We start from the raw sequence: 24,673 nt of genomic DNA, 5'->3' as shown, positions 1-24,673 counted from the left end.
AGTCGCCAAAAAAAGCTTAACCGAGAGTTTAACAGTGTATTAAGAAAACAGTGTGCAAATACGTATAACCAAGCAAAAACAGGAGACCCGAAGGCCTCCTGTTGCAGGGGTACATAGTGATCTATGGCGTTGAAACCTGCTAAATTAGCCAAACTGGTTCATGGTGTTGTCTTTGCCACCGGCTTTGAGCGCGGCATCGCCGTGGAAGAACTCTTTATGGTCATCACCGATATTGGAGCCTGCCATATCCTGGTGGCGAACGGTTGCAATCCCTTGGCGAATTTCCTGACGCTGTACGCCTTTCACGTAAGCCAGCATACCTTCATCGCCGAAGTAGCCTTTCGCTAAGTTGTCGGTGGACAGGGCAGCCGTGTGGTAAGTTGGCAGCGTGATCAGGTGGTGGAAGATGCCCGCTTCGCGAGACGAGTCGCGCTGGAAATTGCGTGTCCACTCATCGGCCAGCTGGCCAAGCTCGGTATCGTCGTACTCTGCGCTCATCAGCTTGTCACGCTGGTAAGCCGAAACGTCTTTACCCTCTTCCTGCCATGCATCGAACACCTGCTGGCGGAAGTTCAGCGTCCAGTTGAACGACGGAGAGTTGTTATAGACCAGTTTGGCATCCGGCACGACCTGGCGAATGCGGTTGACCATGCTGGCGATCTGGCCAACGTGGGGCTTCTCGGTTTCGATCCACAGTAGGTCGGCGCCGTTTTGCAAGCTGGTGATGCAGTCCAGTATAACGCGGTCTTCGCCGGTGCCGGGTTTAAACTGGTAGAGGCCCGAAGCGAGGCGCTTGGGTTTAACCAGTTTGCCGTTCTGCTTGATGACCACATCGCCGTTGTTGATATCGGCGGCGTTTTCAATCACATCGCCGTCCAAAAAGCTGTTGTACTGGTCGCCGAGATCGCCTGGCTCGTTGGTAACGGCAATTTTCTGCGTCAAGCCCGCGCCGAGTGAGTCGGTACGCGCAACGATAACGCCATCTTCAATGCCGAGTTCCAAAAAGGCGTAACGCACGGCGTTGATTTTGGCCAGGAAGTCCTCGTGGGGCACAGTAACTTTACCGTCCTGGTGACCACACTGCTTCTCATCAGAGACCTGGTTTTCCAACTGGATGCAGCAGGCGCCCGCTTGAATAAACTTTTTGGCTAACAGGTAGGTGGCTTCTGCATTACCAAAGCCAGCGTCGATATCAGCAATAATCGGTACGATATGAGTTTCGTAGTTATCGATTTTACCGATCAGTTCCTGCTCTTTTGATTTGTCGCCAGCCTCTTTGGCTTCATCGAGGGCGCGGAACAAGTGGTTAAGCTCCCAGGCATCGGCTTGTTTTAGAAAGGTATAGAGCTCTTCGATCAGGTTCGCGACGGAGGTTTTTTCGTGCATCGACTGGTCGGGCAGCGGGCCGAACTCGGAGCGCAGCGCGGCAACCATCCAGCCGGAAAGGTAGAGGTAGCTACGTTTGGTGGTGCCAAAGTGCTTCTTGATCGAGATTAGCTTCTGTTGACCAATGAAGCCGTGCCAGCAGCCTAGCGACTGGGTGTACTGGGCGGTATCGGCATCATAGGCGGCCATATCTTCGCGCATGATCTTGGCGGTGTAACGCGCAATATCCAGGCCAGTGTGAAAGCGGTTCTGTGCACGCATGCGAGCGGCATACTCAGGTTTGATGGTTTCCCACTTGCCGCCTTGAGCTTCGCGTAGTTGGGCCATGGCTTTGATATCGTCGAGCAGTCCTGTCATGAGCTTATCCTCTTCGGGCTGGATAGTGTTTCGCAAATCAGCTTTTGCTTATGCTGCACCTGCGAAGTTGTATTTAGCATTATTGATTTTCGTGATTGTGTCTCTAGGTCAATCGTCTCTCATGCAAACGTCTTGAAAGCTGGAAGCAGTAACGCTAGAGACCTCAGCTACAGCGTTGAGCTTGATGGATTGACCCAATCCGCTTAACGCTGCAATGCAATAACTATCCACGAGGATGGCGCCTTCAACAATTGACACTTGGGGGCAGAGGCCGTTGTAACCCGACGACAGGGAGGTAGAGGAAGGGAGGGTTTGTGTAGTCGTTTTTCGTCAAGATGGCGGCAAGAGCGCATAAAAAAGCACTGCCGAGGCAGTGCTAGAGATCAATCAAGAGGGCTTGTTAATCGAGCGAAAGCGTCATTTCTCGATGAGGGATGCCTGCATCCAGAAACTCATCGCCATGGGCGATAAAGCCTAGACGCTCATAGAACGCCAGTGCGTGTACCTGGGCACTCAGGGCCACTTGGGCGTGGCCCGCATGGCGTGCCGCTTCAATCGCGGCCTGCATCAGCAGTACACCAATACCGCTGCCGCGGGCATTAGCGAGTACGGCGACGCGGCCTATATGCCCGTCGGGCAGCAGTCGTGCGGTGCCTACCGGCTGCTGATCAAGCATGGCGAGAAAGTGCTGGCACGCCGGATCCAGGCCATCCCACTCCTCATCCTGGGGCACGCTCTGCTCTTCAATAAATACCTTGCGGCGGATCTCGCTGGCCGTTGGGCCCAGCGTTTCCCAACTGCCAGTGCTAATGTGGGTAATCGCCATTAGGAAACCTCCGATTAACTATTGCGCTTGGCCATACTGCGTTAAAAATCGCCTCAAAATACTCATTTACACCCCGTAAACTCCGTTTTTTCGTTGATTTTTGCCTTGTCTGGCCTGCGCTCATCACGTTAATCAGAGGTTCCTTAGTACTCCTCGTCATCATCACCTTCATCACTCATAAAGCCGAGGCTGCCGGTATTGACCAACTGGGTGATGAGCGCAGTTGCGCCGTCAAGCTCAAGGTCTTCGGCGTAGAGAGGGGTGGTGTCGGCTAGGCGTTTGGCTAATTCAGTTGAACAGGCGTGGCCGTCACCATCCACAAATAGCGTGGTACCGCTGGCATCGCGACGCCAGGCAAAGCGTGAGCCAGGCATATGGTAGAGCGGCTCCCCCTCTTGTAGTTGAGCAACAAGCGCCTCTTCGTCCAACGGTGTTTCAAGCGGTACCACTTGATCGACATATTTTGGCTGAGTCATCACCCGGCCAAACCACTGGGCAATCTGAGTAGGGTTATCCAGCGTCGACATAATCAGCTGACGCATACGCTCAACGGCTGCGTCGTCCAGTTCACCGACCTGCTGAGCAGGCGCCATGCCCGCATCGCTGTAACGCTGAGAGGCAGGCAACTGCTCACCCAAATAGTCGGCGTAGGAGGTGATCGCCTCATCGGCCGAAGGAGCGCGAAAGCCAACTGAAATGGTCATGCAGTCATCGCTTTGGCTAACGCCGTGATGCGCCCAGCCGGGAGGGAGATAAAGCATGTCGCCGGGGTCAAGCACCCAGTCGGAGTCGGGCTCTACGGTGAATTCTTTCAGGATGCGGAGATCGATACCTTGGATGATCGGCGCATCTTCCGTGAGCTTGCCGCCCAGCTGCCAGCGGCGGTGGCCGCTGGCCTGGAGTAAAAAGACATCGTACTGATCGATGTGCGCACCCACATTTCCGCCAGGAGGTGCGTAGCTGATCATCACGTCATCGAGCCGCCAACGAGGTAGGAAGTCAAACTCATTCATTAGCGCAGCCACCGATGGAACATAGTGGTCAACCGCTTGCACCAGAAGGCTCCAGTTTTTTTCCGGGAGCCGTTCAAAAGTGGCTTCATCGAAGGGGCCGTGGGAGACCTGCCAAGGGCCATCCGGGCCCTCCTCTTCAACCAAACGCGCTTCTACGCCAGGCTCGCAGGCGAGTCCAGCCAGTTCATCGGCTTCAATCGGGCTGATGAAGTCGGGCATGGCGCCACGAATCAGCAGCGGCTTTTGCTGCCAATAATTGGCCAGAAAGTCTGCGGCGGTAAGATCGCCCAGCAGTGTTAGCGGCTTATCGTGATGGTTCATGGCGTGTCCTGGTGTAGTGGTCGCAGTAACGTTGGTCACAGCAAGTTGGTCACAACAAATGGGTTACAGAGAGTTTAACTGATGTGTCAGTGCTTCGGCTTGCGTCTGGGCATTACCAATATAGTTGGCCGGTGAGAGCGCCTTCAATTCGGTTTTGACCTCGCTGGGCAGTTCAAGGGTATCAATAAACGCCGCAAAGCCTGCTTGGTCAATACGTTTGCCACGAGTCAGTTGCTTGAGTTTTTCATAGGGCTTTTCAATACCGTAACGGCGCATCACCGTTTGAATCGGCTCGGCGAGCACTTCCCAGCTGTTATCCAGATCAGCATCTAAACGCTCAGGATTGGCTTCAAGCTTGCTGATGCCTTTGAGGCTGGCGTGGTAAGCAATCAACCCATATGCCAGGCCCACGCCAAGGTTACGCAGCACGGTGGAGTCAGTCAGGTCGCGCTGCCAGCGGGAGATTGGCAGCTTTTGCGCAAGGTGGCTAAGCACAGCGTTGGCCAGGCCCAGGTTGCCCTCGGAGTTTTCAAAATCAATCGGGTTGACTTTATGTGGCATGGTCGAGGAACCGATCTCGCCCTCAACCGTGCGCTGCTTAAAGTAGCCCAGTGAGATATAGCCCCATACGTCGCGATCGAAGTCGATCAGGATCGTATTAAAGCGGCAAATGGCGTCAAACAGTTCGGCGATATAGTCGTGGGGCTCGATCTGGGTAGTGTAAGGGTTAAAAGTCAGCCCTAAGCCTTCCACAAAGGTGCGGGCATTGGCTTCCCAGTCGATCTCCGGATAGGTGGTCAGGTGGGCGTTATAGTTGCCCACAGCGCCATTGATTTTGCCGAGTACTTCCACCGCTTCGATCTGCTTCAGCTGGCGCTTAAGGCGGTACGCCACGTTGGCCATCTCTTTGCCCAGCGTGGTCGGGGTGGCGGTTTGACCGTGAGTACGCGACAGCATCGGCTGGGCGGCGTGGGCAATGGCTAGCTTGGCAATGTCATCGGCAACCTCGTGCATGGTGGGCAGCATGGCGTTCAGGCCGTCGCTGAGCATTACGCCGTAAGAGAGGTTGTTGATATCTTCGCTGGTGCAGGCAAAGTGAATAAATTCGGTGACCGCATGCAGCTCGGTTTGGCCTGCAATCTTCTCTTTTAGGAAGTACTCAACCGCTTTGACGTCGTGATTGGTGGTGCGCTCGATCTCTTTGATGCGTTCGGCATCCGCGATAGAAAACTCACGAATCAATTGCTCAAGGAACGCGGTAGCCTCAGCAGATAAGCGCGGTACCTCGGTAATCTGAGCATGCTCAGCCAGGCGCTGTAGCCAGCGAACCTCCACAATCACACGGGCGCGAATAAGGCCGAATTCACTGAAGTGTTCGCGCAGGGCGGCGGCTTTAGAGGCGTAGCGGCCGTCGACGGGGGAGAGGGCGGTCAAAGCGGAGAGTTGCATGGCATCGTTTCCAGGAGGTTCGAAAGAAAATTAGTCGAGAGCAAGTTAATTGAAAAGACGTCGATCGAGAACAGAGTAGCCGTCTAGTCGAGGCTATCCAGTGCCCGGCGTAGCGCTTTACGCTGGAATACCAGTTTCCAGCGGCGCCCGCCTTGCTGGTGCCACAATAATCCAAAGCGAATCCCCGCCATTAAGCAAGCGCGTACACGCTCAGGCATCATGCGGCTCTGCAGCAGTGATGGATCCCCTTGCACCACAATGCGGGTTTTAAAGGTGGATATCGTCTCTTGGTACGCTTCCCCAAGACTGGCCACCACGTTTTCATGGGTAGTGCCAAAGTGCTCGGCTTGACCCTGAATGCGGGTTAATTTTTGGCCCAGTGAATCCATCATGTCGTTATTGGTACGCAGCTTATTCATTAGCATCAGCAGCGAAAAACCGTAGCGCAACACCACCGGGTTCGCCTGCTTACGCCCCACCAGGGCTTCTAAGGTATCCAGGCCGCGGCGCAGATTATTGGGGTGCCCGCCATAAATCGCCTCGAAGCTTTCCGGGTTAGTATCCACAGTGGCCTCAATCAGCGTTTCCCAGGCGCGGGTGTCGACCTGCCCGGTGCGAGCCAGCTCATCGACCAGGCTGGCGGCTTGAAAGACGCCAGCAAGGGCAAGTGCTTGGCGGACTGCCGGAGAATCGGGGGCGCGATGAATCGGGGTAGGATTCATGCAGCAGCCTCCGCGGCTTTCTTCCAGGTAGCGCGAATAACGCCGCCGCCCAAGCATATGTCGCCATCGTAAAGCACCAACGACTGGCCAGGGGTGACCGCCCACTGCGGGTCGTCAAACGTGACCTCAACGCCACCGTCGGGCAGCGCGCGCATTTCACAGCTGCAGTCGCTTTGCCGATAGCGCGTCTTGGCGGTAAAGCGCCCCTGCTGAACCGGCGGCTCACCCGCCACCCAATCCATGGCCTCTGTGACCAAGGTATCGGAGTAGAGCAACTGGTCATGCTTACCCTGCACCGCGATCAGTACATTGCGATCAAGATCTTTTGCCGCCACGTACCAGGGGTCTTCGGAGTAGTTGGCAAGCCCGCCAATGCCTAGACCCTGGCGCTGGCCCAGGGTGTAGTACATCAGCCCCATATGTTTGCCGATGACATCGCCATCCGGCGTTTCAATGGTACCGGGCTGGGCGGGCAGGTACTGCTGGAGGAAATCGCGAAACCGGCGCTCGCCGATAAAGCAGATGCCGGTGGAGTCTTTTTTCTTAGCGGTGATCAAATCGTGCTGTTCTGCAAGCGCGCGTACGGCGGGCTTTTCCAGCTCACCTACGGGGAACAGGGTACGGGCAATGGCGGCTTCTGGCACTGCATGCAGGAAGTAGCTTTGATCTTTATTGCTATCCAGGCCTTTCAGCAGGCGCGGGCGAACATCGCCATCGCCTTGGCTAACATGCCCTTTACGAACATAGTGACCAGTGGCGATTTTGTCGGCTCCGAGCATTTCAGCGTACTCAAGGAAGACCTTAAATTTGATCTCCCGGTTACACAGAATATCCGGGTTGGGCGTGCGGCCCGCTTTGTATTCGGCTAAAAAGTGCTCGAATACATTATCCCAATACTCGGCGGCAAAGTTAGCGGTGTGCAGTTTAATGCCCAGTTTGGCGCAGACCGCCTCGGCGTCGGCGAGATCCTCTTTGGCCGTGCAATATTCGGTTCCGTCGTCTTCATCCCAGTTTTTCATAAACAGGCCTTCGACCTCATAGCCTTGTTGCATGAGGAGAAGGGCCGAAACGGACGAGTCGACGCCGCCGGACATACCGACAATCACTTTGCCATTAGCGGCTGTGGCGGATGACTCAGTGGTGGATGAGCCTGGCGTAGTTGGTTCAGTGGATGACATGGGCATCCTCAGTTGAAGTAGGGTGCAAATAAGCAGTGTGCAGTTGGGCGAGGATTATACACGATGGGGGGTAATGGCTTCGAGTGCTTCACTCGCGAATCACCGACAGGGGATAGCCAGGCTCGCTGAGTGCATCCTCGATACGTTTGAGTACCAGCGGGCTGCGTAGGCGCGCCTGCTGATCTAACGACCGTATTTGCTCAATGGTAAGCCAGTGGGTGGCGAAGATATCCGGGTCGAGGGGGAGGTCGAGTTGATGAAGCGGTGCGGCAATAAAGCCGTGGCTGTGAAACGTTTGCCCTTCGTCGGTATGAAATACGTATAAACCCAGATATCCGGTGAGCGATACCTGCCAAGCAGTCTCTTCCAGTACCTCGCGCAGAATGGCTGCTATGGGGCCTTCGCCGGGTTCAATATGCCCAGCGGGCTGGTTAAACACACTCTGCGGGCCGCCACGCTGCTCTTCTACCATCAAAAAGCGCTCGCCCTGCTGGATGACGCAGGCAGCCGTGCTGCGAATAAGGCTCATCAGGGGTTCCTGCGTTTTGTGGTGGGCCGCCTACGCTGATCTTTTCGCGGAGCTATTCGTCGCTGACTTGGAGGCGTATTCGTCGGTCTGGGCGCGTGTAGGGTTTCTTTGCGCCATTCGCCGGGCGCCAAACCATCCAGCCGCCAGGGGCCGATCGCTACGCGAATCAAGCGCAGGGTGGGGTAACCGACATGGGCCGTCATACGGCGAACCTGGCGGTTACGGCCTTCGCTTATGGTTAGCTCCAGCCAGCTAGTCGAGGGGTGGCGTTTGGGGTCGATGGGAGGGTGGCGTGGTGCGGTCGTAGGCGGATCTATTCTGTGCGCCTTGGCTGGCTGCGTTGGGCCATCCTTCAGCGCAATGCCTTGGCGCAATGCCTTCAATGCCGTGTCATCGATTTGCCCTTCCACCTGGGCCCAGTAGGTTTTGGGCTGCTTATGGCGCGGATGAGAAATGCGGTGAATCAGCTCGCCATCATCGCTGAGCAGCAGTAGGCCTTCAGAGTCGTAGTCAAGCCGTCCTGCGGGGTAAATATCTTTCACATCGACATAATGCGCCAGGGTTTGCCGCCCCTCACGGTCGCTGAATTGGCTCAGTACCTGGAAAGGCTTATGCAGTAAATAAAGGTTGCTCATGACTTCTCGTTGCCCCTTTTACTTTCTATTCGCTCTCAGGAATAGGTATGTCGACAATGCGCACGGCGGGCAGCGCTGGTATACTCCGGCTACCTGATGGGGCGCCCATCGTTGAGCTCGCGCTCCGCTCAAGATTTCTTGCCATCGCAGCGAAAAGAGAGAGGTTAACGCACAAATGACCAAAACGCCGAAGATCATCTATACGCTCACTGACGAAGCGCCCGCGCTCGCGACGCACTCCCTACTGCCGATTATCGATGCCTTTACCGATTCTGCCGGCATTCAGGTAGAGACCCGCGATATTTCCCTGGCCGCTCGCATCATTGCTCAGTTCCCTGACTATCTGAGCGAAGAGCAACGGATCGGCGATCACTTGGCGGAGCTTGGCGAACTGACCAAGACCCCAGAAGCTAATATTATCAAATTGCCCAACATTAGCGCCTCTCTGCCTCAGCTAAAGGCGGTGATTAAAGAGTTGCAGCAGCAGGGTTACAAACTTCCTGACTACCCTGAAGCGCCCCAAAGCGATGAAGAGAAAGACATTCAGGCGCGCTACGACAAAACTAAAGGCAGCGCCGTTAACCCGGTGTTGCGTGAAGGTAACTCGGATCGCCGCGCTCCGCTGTCGGTCAAGAATTACGCCCGCAAATATCCCCACCGCATGGGTGAGTGGAGCAGCGACTCCAAGTCCCATGTGGCGCATATGAGTGGAGGCGATTTCTACGGCAGCGAGAAGTCCGCGCTGATTGAAAAAGCCACCGATCTCAAGATCGAGCTGGTCGCTAAAGACGGCAGCACCACGGTGCTCAAGCAGAAAACCTCGGTACTGGAAGGCGAAGTCGTCGACGCTGCGGTCATGAGCCGTAACGCGCTGCGTCGTTTTGTGGCCGACGAAGTCGCTGACGCAAAAGCCAAAGACGTGCTGTTCTCGCTGCACCTTAAAGCGACCATGATGAAGGTCTCTGACCCGATTATGTTCGGTATGGTGGTCAGCGAGTTTTATCAGGACGTGCTGAGTAAGCACGCAGATGACCTCCAGCAGGCGGGCTTCGACCCCAATAACGGTATCGGCGATCTCTATTCGGCCATTAAGTCACTGCCGGAAGAGCGTCAGACCCAGATTGAGGATGAGATTCAAGCACTTTATGCCGAGCGCCCGCGTTTGGCGATGGTGAACTCCCATAAAGGGATCACCAACCTGCACGTGCCCAGCGATGTGATTATCGATGCTTCCATGCCGGCGATGATCCGCGATTCCGGTAAAATGTGGGGCGCCGACGACCAACTGCACGACGTCAAAGCCGTCATTCCTGATCGTTGCTACGCCGGTATCTATCAAACGGTCATCGATGATTGCAAACAGCACGGTGCCTTTGATCCGACGACTATGGGCAGCGTACCCAACGTAGGCTTGATGGCCCAGAAAGCCGAAGAATACGGCTCCCACGATAAGACCTTCCAGATTCCTACCGACGGTACCGTACGCGTCACCGATGCCAGCGGCAATGTAGTGCTTGAGCACAGCGTTGAGCAGGGCGACATTTGGCGGATGTGCCAGACCAAGGATGCCCCGGTTCGCGATTGGGTGAAGTTGGCGGTTAATCGTGCCCGCGAAAGCGGAACGCCGGCTATCTTCTGGCTGGACGCCCAGCGCGCCCACGATGCTCAACTGATCAAGAAAGTCGAGAGCTACTTAAAAGAGCACGATACCACTGGCCTGGATATTCGTATCATGACGCCAGAAGAGGCCATGCGCTTCTCTCTGGAGCGTATCCGCAAGGGCGAAGACACTATCTCCGTCACTGGTAACGTACTGCGCGACTATCTGACTGACCTGTTCCCGATTATGGAGCTCGGCACCAGCGCCAAGATGCTCTCAATCGTACCATTGATGAATGGCGGTGGCTTGTTTGAGACCGGCGCTGGCGGCTCTGCTCCCAAGCACGTTCAGCAGTTGCTGGAAGAGAACCATCTGCGCTGGGACTCGCTGGGCGAGTTTTTGGCCCTGGCGGCATCCCTTGAACACCTGGGCAGCACCTTCGATAACGCTCGGGCAAAAATGCTGGCTAAAGCGCTCGATCAGGCGAACGGCAAGTTCCTGGATAGCAACAAGTCGCCGTCGCGCAAAGTGGGTGAGCTGGACAATCGCGGCAGCCACTTTTATTTGGCGCTATACTGGGCTGAAGCGTTGGCAGAGCAGAGCGAAGATAGCGAAATGCAGACGCTGTTCAAACGCTTGGCTGACGCGCTAACGGCCAAAGAAGCGACCATTGTCGATGAGTTGAACAGCGTTCAGGGCCAGCCTGCGGATATTGGTGGCTACTTCCACCCGGATCACGAGCTGACGGCTAAGGTGATGCGCCCCAGCCAGACTCTCAACGAAACGCTTGCCATGGTCGCAAAAGGCTAATAGAGACCGCCTGTGATTAGGCTGATTGACCCCCGTCCGCTTGGCGGGCGGGGGGGTTGCATTGCACTCGCTATTGCGCTCTGTAATATTTTAAGTTTTCCATGAACCCTTGCTGATCGAAAGCGTCTTACGTTTAGGCTAATAAGCTATAGTAGTTAAGAAATTATAGTAGTTAAGAGGCTACAGTTAAGAAACTACACTAGTGAATTGGCGATGTGAGGTCTGATAAACGCTTCCATCGGTCAGTGTCGAGACAACCAACCGTGCAGCTTATGCCCAACCAAGATAGTTCATACTTGACCGTGTTACCCGTAAAAGCGGGGATGACGCGGCCAGATATGCCCGATGAAGATGGTGATATAGCGGTACAGTCAGCAGAACCGGCGCTGGCGCAACCACCGCTTTATAAGGTAGTGCTTCACAACGACGATTACACGCCGATGGAATTTGTCATTGAAGTGCTGCAAGATTTTTTTAACATGGACAGCGAGACGGCCGTTCAGGTCATGCTCGCCGTACATACCCAAGGAAAGGGCACTTGTGGCGTGTTTACGCGCGATATAGCCGAAACAAAAAGCTATCAGGTAAATGAATATGCCCGTGAGTGTGAGCACCCGTTGATAAGTGATATTGAGGCCGCCAATTAAAAGCGTTGAGAAATAATTGGTGGTGAGACTTGCAACCGTGCCATTTGTACCCGATGTTGAGAGTGCCGGTCGACTAAATTGATCCGACGCAAGCCCTAGGTGGCGACACGCCCTAGGTAGTAGCGAAAAGGGGACTGCCATGCTGAGCAAAGAACTTGAAATGACCCTGAACACGGCCTTCACCGTGGCGCGTTCAAAGCGCCATGAGTTTATGACCGTTGAGCACCTGCTGCTAGCGTTGCTAGATAATGCCTCAGCGGTAGACGTACTGAAGGCCTGCGGGGCTAACCTCGACAAGCTGCGGTCCGATCTGCAGGATTTTATTAACTCGACTACGCCACTGATTCCAGAAGGCCAGGGTGATCGTGAGACCCAGCCCACGCTTGGTTTTCAGCGTGTTTTACAACGGGCGGTCTTCCACGTTCAGTCATCTGGCAAAAGCGAAGTGTCCGGTGCCAATGTGTTGGTGGCGATCTTTTCCGAGCAGGAGAGTCAGGCGGTATACTTCCTTAAGCAGCAGAACGTTGCGCGGGTCGATGCAGTCAACTACATCGCCCATGGTATCTCCAAAGTGGCCGGTCACGGGCCGTCTCCCTCGCCTTCTTCACCTGAGAGTGAAGACGCGGAGGAGGGTGGCAGTGAGGGCGCTGCGCATCCGCTCACTGGCTACGCTACCAATCTCAATGAACAGGCACGGCTGGGTAAAATTGACCCGCTGATTGGCCGCGACCACGAGCTTGAGCGCGTGGTGCAAATTCTGGCCCGTCGGCGCAAAAACAACCCGTTGTTAGTCGGTGAGGCGGGTGTAGGTAAAACCGCCGTGGCCGAAGGCCTTGCCAAGCGTATCGTCGAAGAAGACGTTCCCGATGTTATTGCCGATGCGGTGGTCTACTCGCTGGACATGGGCGCGCTACTGGCCGGTACCAAGTACCGTGGTGATTTTGAAAAACGCCTCAAAAGCCTGCTGAGCGAACTACGCAAGCAGCCTAACGCTGTGCTATTCATTGATGAGATTCACACGGTGATTGGTGCAGGTGCCGCCTCTGGTGGCGTGATGGATGCGTCCAATCTGCTCAAGCCGCTGCTCTCTTCGGGCGAATTGCGCTGCATTGGTTCGACTACGTTCCAGGAGTTCCGCGGCATCTTTGAGAAAGATCGTGCTCTGGCACGGCGCTTCCAGAAGGTGGATGTGATGGCACCGTCGGTGGAAGACACCATCAAAATCCTCAAAGGGTTGCGTTCACGTTTTGAAGAGCACCACGAACTTAAGTACACCGATGGTGCGCTTGAAAGTGCCGCACGCTTAGCGGATCGCTACATCAATGACCGCTTCCTGCCCGACAAAGCGATTGACGTGATTGACGAGGCAGGGGCTCACCAGCGTCTATTGCCGCCAGAAGTGCGCGCCAAGACGATCGATGTCGAGCAAGTGGAAGCCGTGGTAGCGTCCATTGCACGTATCCCACCGAAGAGTGTTTCAAGCTCCGACCGCAAGCTGCTCGAGAAGCTGGATCGTGACCTGAAGATGCTGGTGTTCGGTCAGGATGAGGCGATTGATAGTCTCTCTGCGGCTATTAAGCTGTCCCGGGCCGGGCTTAAATCTCCCGATAAGCCCGTTGGTAGCTTCCTGTTTGCAGGTCCCACCGGTGTGGGTAAAACCGAAGTGGCCAAACAGCTGGCGCATATCATGGGCATTGAACTGGTGCGCTTTGATATGTCCGAGTATATGGAGCGCCATACCGTATCGCGCCTGATTGGTGCGCCTCCAGGCTATGTCGGTTACGACCAGGGTGGTCTACTGACCGAAGCGGTGACCAAGCAGCCGCACTGCGTGTTGTTGTTGGATGAGATTGAGAAAGCGCACCCGGAAGTCTTTAACCTGCTGCTGCAGGTCATGGATCATGGCCGCTTAACGGACAACAACGGGCGTGAAGCGGACTTCCGTCACGTTATCGTGATTATGACCTCTAACGCTGGTGCGGAGCAGGCGTCGCGTCGCTCCATTGGCTTCCAGCACCAGGATCACTCCACCGATGCCATGGAAGTGATCCGCCGTACCTTCTCACCGGAGTTCCGCAACCGCCTGGACGGTATTATTCAGTTCCACTCGCTGCCGGTCTCGGTGGTGCGCAATGTGGTCGACAAGTTCTTGATCGAACTACAGGCGCAGTTGGATGAGAAGCGTGTTCAGCTGGATGTAGACGACATGGCGCGGGATTGGCTGGCCGACAAAGGCTACGATCCTGACATGGGTGCACGTCCAATGGCGCGCCTCATACAAGAGAAGCTGAAGAAGCCATTAGCCGAAATGATTCTGTTCGGAGAACTGGCTGATCAGGGCGGTATTGTCCACGTTAGCCTGGAGGAGGGCGAGTTACACCTTTCCACAGAGACTGAGATGGCAGATGCGCCCTGAAAAGGGCGCTAAGCCGTGCTAAAAGCTATCTTTCTAATACTCATGCTATATGCATAAAAACGCAGCGCCCTGTCATCGACGGGGCGTTGTCGTTTTTAGTGAACCGCCATTGACGCTGATCGGCGCTGTCGTTAAAGGACAGTCTAGCTGGGGCAGTTAAAATCAGCTGAACGCGTTAATGGTGTAACGACTTAGCGCGAGCGGTAAACGATACGGCCTTTAGACAGGTCGTAAGGTGTCAGCTCAACTTTTACCTTGTCGCCGGTCAGAATGCGGATATAGTTTTTGCGCATTTTGCCGGAGATATGAGCGGTAACAACGTGACCGTTTTCCAGCTCAACCCGAAACATGGTATTCGGAAGGGTATCGACGATAACGCCTTCCATTTCAATATGATCTTCGCGTGCCATATAGGCATGTCCTCACTGATGAGTTAGTAATGTCATTATCGGTCAGAATTTGAGTGCCGCTAGGTGGGCACTCAAGAAACAGCGCTATATTGTGCCGTAAGCCCGTCGTCAAGGCAAAAAAGCTGGCATTTTTAGCGAATCAGCGGCCGCCAATGGCGTCCATCGAGTATTTCCAATGGCGCGAAAGCCTGCTTGTAGCGCATCTTACGGCACTCTTCGATCCAATACCCTAAATAAAGGTGCGGCAGCGCTTTTTCGCGGCTGAGCTCGATGAGCTGAAGAATGGCAAAAGTGCCTAGTGAGCGCTTATCCAGAGTCTCGCTAACGGCAAAGAAGGTGTAGATTGCCGAGAGCCCATGCTCCAACTGGTCGAATGCAGCCACACCAACCAGCTCTTCGTCGAGGTACATCTCCATCAGATGGGCATAGGACTCATCAAGGGTAAGGAAGGTGCGGTACTGCTCGCGGCTGGGCGGGAACATATCGCCGTCAGCATGGCGCTGACGAATGTAATTCGCGTAAAGCGAGTAGTGGGTAGATGCAAAGTGAGCAGGCACAATATGGATGCTTATATCGGCATTGCGGCGCCAAATTTTTCGTTGCGTGCGGTTAGCCGCAAACTGGTCAACCGGAATACGCACCGAGCGGCAGGCGTTGCAGCCCTCACAGTGAGGGCGGTAAAGATGGCGCCCACTGCGACGAAACCCTAGCAGCGCCAGCGAGTCATAGACACCTGGAACGGGCGACTCCTGCGGGTCGAGAAACAGCGTTGTCGCTTCCTTGCCGGGTAAATAGCTACAGGCATGCGGCACGGTAAGGAAAAAGCGCAAATCCCGCACCGGCCGACGCGGAGTGTTACTACTCACGGCCTGCCTCCTCATTGTAAAAAAATGGTTGGAACAGAATAAGTTCGTCACGATGGTTCATCACTACGCATTACCCTCGGTGGCAATCGCCTTAAGCCAGAGCGATGCAGGAACAGTGGGTGTTTCAGTGGGTGACGTGGTAAACGTAAATGCCTTATCGGGTAACCAGTTTTTAAGATAGTTGATGAATGCCTCGCGAGCGACTGTAATAGCGCCCAGGCTTGCCAGATGAGGCGTGTGCATTTGGCAGTCGATGAGTTTTCCGCCATGTTCGCGCATGGCCCTGGCGAGATGGGCCAGCGCTACCTTCGAAGCATCCGGGGCGTGGGAGAACATCGACTCGCCAAAAAACACCGGCCCCATGGCGATGCCATACAGCCCGCCCACCAATTGGCCGTGTTGATGGACTTCGATGCTATGAGCAATGCCTAGAGCATGCAGTAGCCCGTAGGCCTCGCGCATTTCGTCTGTAATCCAGGTGCCCGCCTCTTCACCACGCGGGGCGGCGCAGGCCTGAATCACCTGATCGAAGTGTTGATCCAGGGTGATATGAAAGCCACCATGGCGTAATCGTTTGGTGAGGCTACGACGCTGCTTAAATTGCTCAGGTAGGAGTATCATGCGCGGGTCTGGACTCCACCACAAAATGGGGTCGTCGTCGCTGAACCAGGGAAATATGCCCTGCCGATAGGCTTCTACCAGCCAAGCGGGCGAGAGCTCCCCTCCGGCGGCCAGTAGGCCATTGGGGGAGGCCAGCGCTTGGGAGGTAGTTGGAAAATTAGGATGTGGCGAGGAAAGCCAAGGTAGCATTACTTGCTCCTGTTACGACGTTCTTGTACTGAGCGCTTTACGATAGCCTCTGTGACGGCGGAAGGATGCTCGGTATCATGCAAACTCGCAAGTGGATTAAAGACGCCATTGAGGTGTAAAGGGAGAGTCGCTTGAAAGTGAATAAAGCAGTAAACAAGCGAACGCAGCGTAGCGCGCGTCAAACACCATCATCGGCTTCAGCTGCGCGCGTTAACGCCGCAAAGGATAAGGCTCGTCGTTTTGGCCTGCGCTTACAAGGCTCCGTGCGCGAAGGCGTAGTGGTGATCCTGCTGGCGCTGTGTGTTTTCTTATTATTAGCGCTATTTAGTTACCAACCCTCTGACCCAGGCTGGTCTTATCAGGGCCCTGAGACAGATGTGGGTAACTGGATGGGGCAGGTTGGCGCTTGGCTGGCCGATGTTCTCTACTCACTGCTTGGCGCCAGCGCTTTGTGGTGGCCGGGTATGTTCGGCTTTGCCGCTTGGTGGCTGATTCGCTCACGCCAGGTACGTTTTGAACTCGACCCCGTGGCAATTGCTGTCCATGCGGGTGGCTTAGTGCTACTTATTTTCGGTACTACCATGTTGGGGGCGCTGCACTTTTATCACCCTGATAGCATGCTGCCCTATGCCTCAGGCGGTATTTTGGGCGAAGGTTTGGTCGGTGCGTTAAGGCCTTTAGTGGGAAGTGGTGGCGTTGGTTTAATCGCTGCGGCGTTAATTTTAAGCGGCTTTCCGCTGTTTAGTGGTATGTCGTGGCTGCAAGTGGCTGATGAGCTCGGCAAGCGTATATGTCGGCTGGGTAGCTGGTTATCGGCACGTCGCCAAGCGCGTCGTATGCGCGCTGCTCAGCGAGCGGCTGCTAAAACTGCCAAAACTGCGGCCAAGCCTCAAGCAGCGCCTGAAGCGCAGTCTCAAGAAGCTAAACCTGAAGCTGCACCCGCTGAGATAAAGCCTACGGCAGAGCCAATAGGCAACAGCCCCAGTGGCCGCGAACGCCGTGAGCCAGGCTTCTCTGTACCACTTTCCAGTCGTGAGGCGAACAGCTCTTCAGAGAGCAATGCGTCAGAAGCGAGTCCTTCAAATAGCAACGAAACCACGGATACTTCGATTCCCTGGGAGGCCGCAGCGTTTTCAAGTAATAAGCATGTGCCTGCTAAAACACCCGCGCCTATCTCTTCGACACCTACCGCGGAGCCGACGGTTTCAGCGCCTGGGGCAGCCCCGTCAGTGACGCCAGCGACTAAAACGGCAGAAGAGGAGGGAGCAGCGGCACCCTCAGCGCCGCGGGAAAATGCCTTTGTCCAGGCTGAGGTAACGTCAGCAGCGCCTGAGACTCAAGCACCTGCGCCCGGTGATGAACCCAAAGAAGCCGAGACTTCCTTCCCGCTGCGTGCTACTCGTCAAGAAGAGCCTCCGGCGCCTGCCAGGAGTAACTTCTTTGCCAGCGATGAGGCGCCCGCCGAGAAAGAGACTGTTCATGCCGCGCCCGTTGAGCGTCGCAGTGAGCCATCACTCACCGCTGATCCCAGCAGCAGCCAAGCTGAACCACGTGTTGGTGAGCCACATATTGGTGACACTGATGCTGCCTGGAGCCCTGAGCGCGTCACCGCGCCTGAGCCTGCACGTAAACCTGAACGTGTAGCGGAAGTAGTGCCTGAGCCGGTGTGGGACGATGAAGAGATGGATGATGAGCTGTATGCCCAAGGCCGCGATGGAGGAGCGCACTCAACGACTACTCCTCCGTCCACGCCCACCCCAGCAGCTCGCCAAGAACCCAGCTTCGCGCCCGAAGAGAGCACGCCAGAGGCGGATGAAGGCCCCGCCCTGTGGACCGTGGAGCATTTGCAGAGCCAGCGGCCTGCTTTTGAAACTCTGGACGAACCTGAGGGCGACGTGCCGAGCTTGCAGCTGTTGACACCTGCAGAGCCGTATCAACCCAATTATAGTGACGAGCAGTTGGCTGATATGGCTGAGCTGCTTGAAGTGCGGCTGCGCGAATACGGTGTGAAAGCGGAAGTGGTGGATACCTGGCCCGGGCCGGTGATTACCCGCTTTGAGATCAAGCCCGCCGCGGGCGTCAAAGTGTCTAAAATCAGTAACCTTGCCAAAGACCTGGCGCGCTCCCTGATGGTGAAAAGTGTGCGAGTGGTCGAGGTTATTCCAGGGCGTCCCACGGTGGGTATTGAAATACCTAATCCCAACCGGGCCATGATCCGCCTGCGCGAAGTTATCGACTCCGACCGTTACCAGCAGGAGACGTCACCACTCACCATGGCGTTAGGCCAAGATATTGGTGGCAGCCCAGTGGTCGCCAACCTGGGCAAGATGCCCCACTTGCTAGTAGCCGGTACCACCGGGTCGGGTAAGTCGGTGGGCGTTAACGCCATGCTGATCTCAATGCTGCTTAAAGCGAAGCCTAGTGAGCTAAAGCTGATCATGGTCGACCCGAAAATGTTGGAGCTGTCGGTATATGACGGCATTCCCCATCTGCTGGCGCCCGTGGTCACCGATATGAAAGAGGCGGCCAACAGCCTGCGCTGGTGCGTGGCCGAGATGGAGCGCCGCTACAAGCTCATGGCGGCCATGGGGGTGCGCAACATCGCGGGCTTCAATGGCCGTTTGGATGAAGCGGAGCGCGCCGGTGCCCAAGTGGCAGACCCGCTCTGGGAACCGCAGCCCTGGGAAGTGCATCAGCCGCATCCAGTGCTGGAGAAACTGCCCTACATCGTCGTGGTGATCGACGAGTTTGCCGATATGTTTATGATCGTCGGCAAAAAAGTCGAAGAGCTGATTGCGCGCTTGGCGCAAAAGGCACGCGCCGCAGGTATCCATTTGATTCTGGCTACCCAGCGCCCCTCGGTGGATGTTGTGACTGGCTTGATCAAAGCCAACATCCCTTCGCGGATGGCGTTTCAGGTCTCATCCAGAATCGATTCGCGCACCATTCTGGATCAGGGCGGCGCTGAAAGTCTGTTAGGGCATGGTGACATGCTCTATCTGCCTGCAGGTTCCGGACCACCTAACCGCATCCACGGTGCCTTTGTGGACGATGACGAAGTACACCGAGTGGTCGATGACTGGAAGCGCCGTGGAGCACCCGAGTATATCGAAGAGATCCTTTCTGGTGGCGTATCCGCCGATGCCTTAACGGGTCTTGAGGCTGAGGGGGGGGATGGCGACGATGCGGAGCAGGATGCGCTCTACGATGAAGCCGTGCAGTTTGTCACTGAAACGCGCAAAGCCTCGATTTCCGCCGTGCAGCGTCGCTTTAAAATTGGCTATAACCGGGCCGCTCGCTTAGTTGAGGCCATGGAGGGCGCCGGTGTGGTGACCTCTATGGGCTCTAACGGTGCCCGGGAAGTGCTTGCCCCGCCTCCGGTGGGCCACTAACCGCTTGATGAAAGCCACAATTATGCAATAAGCGTGAAAGTAGCGCCGCGGGTGAAACCCTGCGGCGTTTTTCTCGTCTGATTGTTACGTTTTTGAGTTAGCCATGGCCGGTTAAGCCGACCTCACTGCTTGATTTTTAAGCAACAGTTTTGAGCAACAGTTACCGGGCAACGGTTGCCTAGGGAGATCATATGCGCGATACGCAAACAAAACGCACTTCAGCAATGGGCGCTTCGCCACTGGTATTTGCGGCAAGTGCCTTGGGTTTAACCTTTGGTGCTCCCGCTTGGGCAGATGATGCTGCCGAGCGTTTGACTGAACGGCTGGATCCGCTTGAGCGTTATCAAGCGGATTTTGAGCAGCAAATTCTTGATGGCAGCGGGGAACGCCTCCAAAGCGCGCGTGGTGAGATGTGGCTGTCTCGCCCCGGTATGCTGCGTTGGGAAGTGGAAGCGCCTTACTCTCAAACCGTGGTCTCTGACGGCGATGATGTGTATATGTACGATCCCGACCTTGAACAAGTCACCGTTCAAGAGATGGACGATCGAGTAACCCATACCCCTGCGTTACTGCTGTCGGGAAGCGTGGACGATTTAACCGAAAGCTATGAGGTGTTCTACGAGCAGGACGGGGGAGAAGATGTCTTTACCCTAGTGCCTATCTCGGCCGATACGCTGTTCGAAGAGCTAAGCATGGTGTTCGATGCCGATACGCTAACCGAGCTGTGGATGATGGACAGTACCGGCCAGCGCACCGCCATCACCTTTAGCAATATTACCCTCAATGGCGAGATTGCTGAGGACATGTTTGATTTCGAAATTCCCGAAGGCACCGATGTTATTCGTGAAGAGCTTTAAGGGTGAAGCGTGAATGGTAAGGTGTGAGGAGTCAGTCGTTAAAGATAAGTAATTGCTGGAGAGTGGCAGTTAAACCTGCCACTGGTTTAACCATCAGGCGCCTTAGGGCGCCTGATCTGCTTCCTGGTCAAGATTTTCCCGCCATGCCATGATTTCCCCAAAGCGCTTCTCCTGACCAAAGGCACTTGGCTTGAAGAAGGTGGCTTTAGGCAGCTCTTCAGGCCAGCAGTCGTGGGCGCTTCCCGCCGGATAGCCGTCTGGTTCGTTATGCGCATAGCGATAGCCTTCGCCATGACCCAACTGCTCCATCAGCTTAGTGGGCGCGTTGCGCAGGTACGTCGGTACCTCAACCTGGGGCTGCTGGCGTACGTACTGCTTGGCTTCACTCCAGGCGCGGTCAATGCGGTTACTCTTGGGCGCCACTGCTAAATGAATTGCCGCGTGGGCAATTGCCCGCTGGCCTTCGTAATCGCCCAGGCGTAAATAAGCATCCCAGGCGGCAATCACCAGCGGTAGCGCGCGAGGGTCAGCATTGCCGACGTCTTCTGAGGCAATCGCGGTCAGTCTGCGCACTACGTCCAACGGGTCACCGCCGCCCTGCATAAAGCGGGCCATATACAGCAATGCTGCGTTAGGGCGTGAAGAGCGTATCGACTTATGAATGGCCGAAAGTAGATCATAATAAGCGTCCCCCTGCTTATCGAAGGCGCTGGCCTGATGGCCGATCACATCGGCGAGTACCTCTTTATGCAGTACTTCGCCGTTTGCTTCCTGAGTAGCGAAATCGCAAGCGGTTTCCAGTAATCCCAGCGCCCGTCGTGCGTCGCCAGCGCTAGCGTGGGCCAGAGCAGTTAATACTTCGTCATCAACCTGAATGTCACGCTTGCCCAGCCCTCGCTCTACGTCGCTGAGTGCCTGGCGCATCACCGTGATCAGTTCCTCATGGGTAAGCGATTTCAGCACATATACCCGCGCACGGGATAGCAACGCCGAGTTGACTTCGAAGGAGGGGTTTTCGGTGGTGGCACCAATCAACGTTAACAGGCCCGACTCCACGTGGGGCAATAATGCGTCCTGCTGGCTCTTGTTGAGGCGATGAATCTCATCTAAAAAGAGGATAACCGTGGAGGACATCTGTTGGGCCCGCTCCACCACAGCGCGAATCTCTTTTACTCCGGCCATCACTGCGCTGAGGTGCTCCAGATGGGCCTGGGAGGCTCGGGCCAACAGCTCTGCCAGCGTGGTTTTGCCAACCCCTGGCGGCCCCCATAAAATCATTGAGCGCACAATGCCTGACTCCGCCATGCGACGTAGGGGTTTATCTGGCCCCACCAGCGCTTGCTGGCCCACGTAATCGTCCAGTTGGCGTGGCCGCATACGAAAGGCTAACGGAGCATCGTCAGCCGGTGTCGCCTGAGCGCTATCAAAAAGATCCATGTAAGCTTCCGTTATAAATCAGTACGTTGAGCAACAAATTGCCAACAAGTATAGGTGGTAAACTGCGTCTTAGAGAACTACCTTAGACGTAACCTATCAGAAAGATACACTTGCGAGGATAGCTTGAGAGGGGCATTGTTCATGATAACTGTTGTTGATAACCCCCGTTAGTTACGACACGCTCAGGTTACGATATGTTTTAGCGACACAACATGTTTGTTACCTCGCGCTTATTATCGCATGCCGTCAATCACGAAGGCTCGACGGTAGGCATGACACAATAAAGGAGACAGTTCGATGTTAAACCAACTGCGTCTAGATCATGCCAACATGGCGAGATTACTCCATGTGCTGCAGCTTAAGCAGAAAACCCTTGCCCAAGGTGAGCGGCCCAACTTCCAGCTTATGCGCGAGGTCGTCGACTATATTTTGTCCTATATGGATGGTTTTGCAGCCCCTCTGGAACGCGTCTGCGTGGAGCGATTGCAAACCCAGGCCCCAGAGCACGTTGCCCTGACCGAACAGATGGCGAATGACTATCGTGAGTTAAAGCCGCGCTTACAGCGCCTCTCCAACGACATTGACATGGTGTTAATGGATAACATCATTCCGATGGATCGTTTTGCCGACGACCTGAAAGATTATTTGGAAGCGCATCGTGCCTATTTGCGTCACGAACGCGAGGGGCTGTTCCCGCTGATTGACGAGCACTTTAGCGAGGAAGATATGGACGAGCTGCGTCAGGCGCTCCCCGAAGGCGCAGAGAAAGAGCTAGAGCGCCTACAGGACGCTTATCCCGAGCTCTATGCTGAACTGCGTGGTGCTGACGTGCCTGTGGTATAGCGCTAGCGGACAAGTGGCCGCTACGGGGCATCAATAAAATGACGGAGCATGCTAAAATAGCGGCTCCGTTTTTTTTAGGCAGAGCCATGATAGGCAGAGTCAGGAAAGGCCCCGTGTTAATTTTTGATTCCGGTGTCGGCGGCCTGTCGGTGGCGCAGTCGCTGCGCCAACACTACCCTGATGCTGCCCTGTGCTATGCCTGCGACAACGCTTGGTTGCCCTATGGGCTGCGCGAAGATGCAGCTCTGACCGACCGCATTGTGGCGGTATGTCGTTCCGCTGTGGAAGCGTGCCAGCCGAGTGTTTTGGTTGTCGCCTGCAATACCGCGAGCACTCTGGCGCTGGAAAACTTGCGCGAGCAGGTAGCGATCCCTGTCGTGGGCACCGTACCTGCTATCAAACCTGCCGCAGCGATTAGCCAGACACGCCATATTGGGCTGTTAGCCACCAAGGCCACGGTAGGGCGGCCCTACACCCAGCGCTTGATTGATAGTTTTGCCAGCGACTGTGTGATTACTCGCGTAGCCGCCGATGCCTTGGTGGTCGAGGCGGAAGCATACCTGGCTGGTGTCACCCCCAATATTGATCGCATGCAGGCGGCGCTGGCACCGTTATGGCACGCCGCTGCACCTCCATCGTCTGCGCATTGTTTATCGTCTGCTCATCAGGCGCTGGATACCCCAGAGCTAGATACAGTGGTACTGGGCTGCACTCATTTCCCGCTGCTAAAGCCCTGGCTGACGCAGCTGGCCCCCGTGCCGCTACATTGGGTCGACTCCGGCGATGCGATAGCCCGACGGGTTTCGCAAGTCGTTTCTGAGCTAAACAGTGATCAGCAGGATGGCCGCTGCTTTACCACTGCCCCTGCTGCCAATCTGACCGCTGGTCTAGCCCGCTATGGGTTTAAGGCGTCCCAATTGCTTAATGTGGGCGACTGAGCACTATTTACTACTATTGCTGATCGAATTATTCAAAGGAGCAGCCTTGGCTATCCCCGTTGTAGAACCTGAACGCTACGCTGAGCAGCTAGCCGCCAAACGCGATTATCTGGAAAGTACCTTTGCCGCTTTTCAACCACCGGCATTAGAAGTGTTTGAATCGCCGCCAGGCTATTACCGTCAGCGCTGCGAGTTTCGCATATGGCACGAAGAGGACGACCTCTTCTACGCCATGTTCGAGGTAGACCCTGAGAATCCGAAGAACAAGAGGGTGATTCGGTTAGATCAGTACGCAGTCGCTAGTGAGCGAATCAATCAGCTAATGCCGCAGCTACGCGAAGCTTGCCTTCGCTGTGATGAGCTGCGTCGGCGGCTGTTCCAGGTAGAGTTTCTAACCACGCTGTCAGGTGAGGCGCTGATAACGCTGATTTACCACCGCCCGTTAGGTGATGAGTGGGAGAGCGAAGCCCGCGTTCTGGAGGCTGAGCTGGGTATTATGATTATTGGCCGCTCCCGCAAGCAGCGTATCGTACTTACCCGAGACCACGTATGGGAGCGGCTAGAGGTGGATGGCCGCACGCTGCACTACCAGCAGGTCGAAAACAGCTTTACCCAACCCAATGCGCATATCTGCCAGAAAATGCTTAGCTGGGCGCGAGAAGTCACCGCTGGCCAGCAGGAGAGTAATGCGAAGAAAGATCTGGTCGAACTCTATTGCGGTAATGGCAATTTTACCATTGCCCTGGCGGATAACTTCCGCCGCGTGCTGGCCACAGAAATTTCCCGCACGTCAGTGGCTAGCGCCAACGTAAACCTGGAAGCCAATGGGGTAACGAACGCGCAGATTGGTCGTATGTCAGCGGAGGAGTTTTCGCTGGCGCTGAAGGGCGAAAAAGCCGGGCGTCGCGTGGCGGAAATGGCGCTGGGAGAGTACGATTTTTCCACCGTGCTGGTCGACCCGCCCCGTGCTGGTTTAGACGAGCAGAGCTGTGAGCAACTCAGCGAGTACGCTCAAATCGTCTATATTTCATGCAACCCAGCCACGTTAGCTGAAAACTTGACCATACTGACCAACACTCATCGGATAGAACGCTTTGCGCTATTTGACCAGTTTCCGTTTACCGACCACTGTGAGTGTGGAGTGCTGTTGAAGCGGCGGACAGGCGAGTAAGCATACGACCTAATGCGTAAACGGTATGTGCCATGAACAACACGTCAAGTGATTAGGGAC

General features: G+C 55.5%; 20 protein-coding genes. 8 read left to right on the top strand and 12 right to left on the bottom strand.

Going from position 1 to position 24,673, the window contains the following annotated elements:
* Positions 1-144: 144 nt before the first annotated feature.
* The 8 genes from HZS52_RS21765 to HZS52_RS21730 all read right to left on the bottom strand — a co-directional run bounded on the left by HZS52_RS21765 (position 145) and on the right by HZS52_RS21730 (position 8,416).
* A complete protein-coding gene (locus HZS52_RS21765) occupies positions 145-1,743 on the bottom strand; it encodes an isocitrate lyase (protein WP_022520433.1) in 1,599 nt (532 codons plus the stop codon).
* 400 nt (positions 1,744-2,143) lie between these two features.
* The gene (locus HZS52_RS21760; protein WP_039860133.1) at positions 2,144-2,569 is read right to left on the bottom strand and encodes a GNAT family N-acetyltransferase; all 426 of its coding nucleotides are present in this window, start codon (positions 2,567-2,569) and stop codon (positions 2,144-2,146) included.
* Positions 2,570-2,712: 143 nt separating this feature from the next.
* The gene (locus HZS52_RS21755; protein WP_022520430.1) at positions 2,713-3,903 is read right to left on the bottom strand and encodes a cupin domain-containing protein; all 1,191 of its coding nucleotides are present in this window, start codon (positions 3,901-3,903) and stop codon (positions 2,713-2,715) included.
* A gap of 63 nt (positions 3,904-3,966) precedes the next feature.
* Positions 3,967-5,352 carry an adenylosuccinate lyase gene (purB, locus tag HZS52_RS21750; RefSeq protein ID WP_190373679.1) on the bottom strand — a complete coding sequence of 462 codons (1,386 nt, stop codon included), beginning with the start codon at positions 5,350-5,352 and terminating at the stop codon, positions 3,967-3,969.
* Between the two features lie 83 nt (positions 5,353-5,435).
* Entirely contained in the window at positions 5,436-6,074 is a 639-nt protein-coding gene (hflD, locus tag HZS52_RS21745) for a high frequency lysogenization protein HflD (RefSeq protein ID WP_039860134.1), read from the bottom strand.
* Positions 6,071-7,258, bottom strand: a complete 1,188-nt coding sequence (gene mnmA / locus HZS52_RS21740) for a tRNA 2-thiouridine(34) synthase MnmA (RefSeq protein WP_141439641.1) — start codon at positions 7,256-7,258, stop codon at positions 6,071-6,073. The genes hflD and mnmA overlap by 4 nt, the downstream gene beginning before the upstream one ends.
* Before the next feature lie 82 nt (positions 7,259-7,340).
* A complete protein-coding gene (locus tag HZS52_RS21735) occupies positions 7,341-7,781 on the bottom strand; it encodes an NUDIX hydrolase (protein WP_190373678.1) in 441 nt (146 codons plus the stop codon).
* A complete protein-coding gene (locus tag HZS52_RS21730) occupies positions 7,781-8,416 on the bottom strand; it encodes a pseudouridine synthase (protein WP_190373677.1) in 636 nt (211 codons plus the stop codon). Before HZS52_RS21730 ends, HZS52_RS21735 begins: the two co-directional genes overlap by 1 nt.
* 175 nt (positions 8,417-8,591) lie before the next feature.
* On the opposite strand from HZS52_RS21730, the gene HZS52_RS21725 reads away from it, so the two are divergent.
* From HZS52_RS21725 to clpA, 3 genes are all read left to right on the top strand, one after another.
* Complete coding sequence (locus HZS52_RS21725; RefSeq protein WP_190373676.1) at positions 8,592-10,826, top strand: NADP-dependent isocitrate dehydrogenase; 2,235 nt, start codon at positions 8,592-8,594, stop codon at positions 10,824-10,826.
* Between the two features lie 338 nt (positions 10,827-11,164).
* Complete coding sequence (gene clpS / locus HZS52_RS21720; RefSeq protein ID WP_035538640.1) at positions 11,165-11,473, top strand: ATP-dependent Clp protease adapter ClpS; 309 nt, start codon at positions 11,165-11,167, stop codon at positions 11,471-11,473.
* Between the two features lie 139 nt (positions 11,474-11,612).
* Positions 11,613-13,889: an ATP-dependent Clp protease ATP-binding subunit ClpA gene (gene clpA, locus HZS52_RS21715; protein ID WP_022520422.1), complete on the top strand. Its 2,277-nt coding sequence runs from the start codon at positions 11,613-11,615 to the stop codon at positions 13,887-13,889.
* 191 nt (positions 13,890-14,080) lie between these two features.
* On the opposite strand, the gene infA is transcribed toward clpA, so the two are convergent.
* The 3 genes from infA to aat all read right to left on the bottom strand — a co-directional run bounded on the left by infA (position 14,081) and on the right by aat (position 15,975).
* Positions 14,081-14,299: a translation initiation factor IF-1 gene (infA, locus tag HZS52_RS21710; protein ID WP_007111068.1), complete on the bottom strand. Its 219-nt coding sequence runs from the start codon at positions 14,297-14,299 to the stop codon at positions 14,081-14,083.
* Positions 14,300-14,430: 131 nt separating this feature from the next.
* Positions 14,431-15,165, bottom strand: coding sequence for an arginyltransferase (locus HZS52_RS21705; protein WP_190373675.1), 735 nt, complete (start codon positions 15,163-15,165; stop codon positions 14,431-14,433).
* A 63-nt stretch (positions 15,166-15,228) separates the two neighbouring features.
* Positions 15,229-15,975 (bottom strand): leucyl/phenylalanyl-tRNA--protein transferase, encoded by a 747-nt coding sequence (gene aat / locus HZS52_RS21700; protein ID WP_009288042.1) that lies wholly within the window; start codon positions 15,973-15,975, stop codon positions 15,229-15,231.
* A gap of 131 nt (positions 15,976-16,106) precedes the next feature.
* Between aat and HZS52_RS21695 the strand changes: the two genes are divergently transcribed.
* Both HZS52_RS21695 and lolA read left to right on the top strand, forming a co-directional pair.
* Complete coding sequence (locus HZS52_RS21695) at positions 16,107-19,367, top strand: DNA translocase FtsK (RefSeq protein WP_190373674.1); 3,261 nt, start codon at positions 16,107-16,109, stop codon at positions 19,365-19,367.
* A gap of 191 nt (positions 19,368-19,558) precedes the next feature.
* Entirely contained in the window at positions 19,559-20,224 is a 666-nt protein-coding gene (gene lolA, locus HZS52_RS21690) for an outer membrane lipoprotein periplasmic chaperone LolA (RefSeq protein ID WP_190373673.1), read from the top strand.
* A 102-nt stretch (positions 20,225-20,326) separates the two neighbouring features.
* On the opposite strand, the gene HZS52_RS21685 is transcribed toward lolA, so the two are convergent.
* On the bottom strand, positions 20,327-21,661 hold the full coding sequence (locus HZS52_RS21685) for a replication-associated recombination protein A (protein ID WP_027959677.1): 1,335 nt from the start codon (positions 21,659-21,661) through the stop codon (positions 20,327-20,329).
* Between the two features lie 297 nt (positions 21,662-21,958).
* Here HZS52_RS21685 and HZS52_RS21680 point away from each other — a divergent pair, with 297 nt between their 5' ends.
* From HZS52_RS21680 to trmA, 3 genes are all read left to right on the top strand, one after another.
* A complete protein-coding gene (locus tag HZS52_RS21680) occupies positions 21,959-22,504 on the top strand; it encodes a hemerythrin domain-containing protein (protein ID WP_009288045.1) in 546 nt (181 codons plus the stop codon).
* Positions 22,505-22,590: 86 nt separating this feature from the next.
* On the top strand, positions 22,591-23,442 hold the full coding sequence (locus tag HZS52_RS21675) for a glutamate racemase (RefSeq protein ID WP_190373672.1): 852 nt from the start codon (positions 22,591-22,593) through the stop codon (positions 23,440-23,442).
* Between the two features lie 46 nt (positions 23,443-23,488).
* Positions 23,489-24,613: a tRNA (uridine(54)-C5)-methyltransferase TrmA gene (gene trmA, locus HZS52_RS21670; RefSeq protein WP_190373671.1), complete on the top strand. Its 1,125-nt coding sequence runs from the start codon at positions 23,489-23,491 to the stop codon at positions 24,611-24,613.
* Positions 24,614-24,673: the final 60 nt, after the last annotated feature.

The organism is Vreelandella titanicae, assembly GCF_014697095.1.
GTDB classification, from domain to species: domain Bacteria; phylum Pseudomonadota; class Gammaproteobacteria; order Pseudomonadales; family Halomonadaceae; genus Vreelandella; species Vreelandella titanicae.
This window is presented reverse-complemented; position numbering and strand designations above follow the sequence as displayed.

Excerpts from the sequence above, each read along its gene's own strand:
- hflD (WP_039860134.1), bottom strand. The coding sequence starts at position 6,074 with ATGAATCCTACCCCGATTCATCGCGCCCCCGATTCTCCGGCAGTCCGC.
- aat (WP_009288042.1), bottom strand. The coding sequence starts at position 15,975 with ATGCTACCTTGGCTTTCCTCGCCACATCCTAATTTTCCAACTACCTCC.
- clpA (WP_022520422.1), top strand. The coding sequence starts at position 11,613 with ATGCTGAGCAAAGAACTTGAAATGACCCTGAACACGGCCTTCACCGTG.
- HZS52_RS21725 (WP_190373676.1), top strand. The coding sequence starts at position 8,592 with ATGACCAAAACGCCGAAGATCATCTATACGCTCACTGACGAAGCGCCC.
- HZS52_RS21765 (WP_022520433.1), bottom strand. The coding sequence starts at position 1,743 with ATGACAGGACTGCTCGACGATATCAAAGCCATGGCCCAACTACGCGAA.
- mnmA (WP_141439641.1), bottom strand. The coding sequence starts at position 7,258 with ATGCCCATGTCATCCACTGAACCAACTACGCCAGGCTCATCCACCACT.
- HZS52_RS21730 (WP_190373677.1), bottom strand. The coding sequence starts at position 8,416 with ATGAGCAACCTTTATTTACTGCATAAGCCTTTCCAGGTACTGAGCCAA.
- lolA (WP_190373673.1), top strand. The coding sequence starts at position 19,559 with ATGCGCGATACGCAAACAAAACGCACTTCAGCAATGGGCGCTTCGCCA.
- purB (WP_190373679.1), bottom strand. The coding sequence starts at position 5,352 with ATGCAACTCTCCGCTTTGACCGCCCTCTCCCCCGTCGACGGCCGCTAC.
- clpS (WP_035538640.1), top strand. The coding sequence starts at position 11,165 with ATGCCCGATGAAGATGGTGATATAGCGGTACAGTCAGCAGAACCGGCG.
- HZS52_RS21760 (WP_039860133.1), bottom strand. The coding sequence starts at position 2,569 with ATGGCGATTACCCACATTAGCACTGGCAGTTGGGAAACGCTGGGCCCA.
- HZS52_RS21675 (WP_190373672.1), top strand. The coding sequence starts at position 22,591 with ATGATAGGCAGAGTCAGGAAAGGCCCCGTGTTAATTTTTGATTCCGGT.
- HZS52_RS21735 (WP_190373678.1), bottom strand. The coding sequence starts at position 7,781 with ATGAGCCTTATTCGCAGCACGGCTGCCTGCGTCATCCAGCAGGGCGAG.
- HZS52_RS21680 (WP_009288045.1), top strand. The coding sequence starts at position 21,959 with ATGTTAAACCAACTGCGTCTAGATCATGCCAACATGGCGAGATTACTC.
- infA (WP_007111068.1), bottom strand. The coding sequence starts at position 14,299 with ATGGCACGCGAAGATCATATTGAAATGGAAGGCGTTATCGTCGATACC.
- HZS52_RS21685 (WP_027959677.1), bottom strand. The coding sequence starts at position 21,661 with ATGGATCTTTTTGATAGCGCTCAGGCGACACCGGCTGACGATGCTCCG.
- HZS52_RS21755 (WP_022520430.1), bottom strand. The coding sequence starts at position 3,903 with ATGAACCATCACGATAAGCCGCTAACACTGCTGGGCGATCTTACCGCC.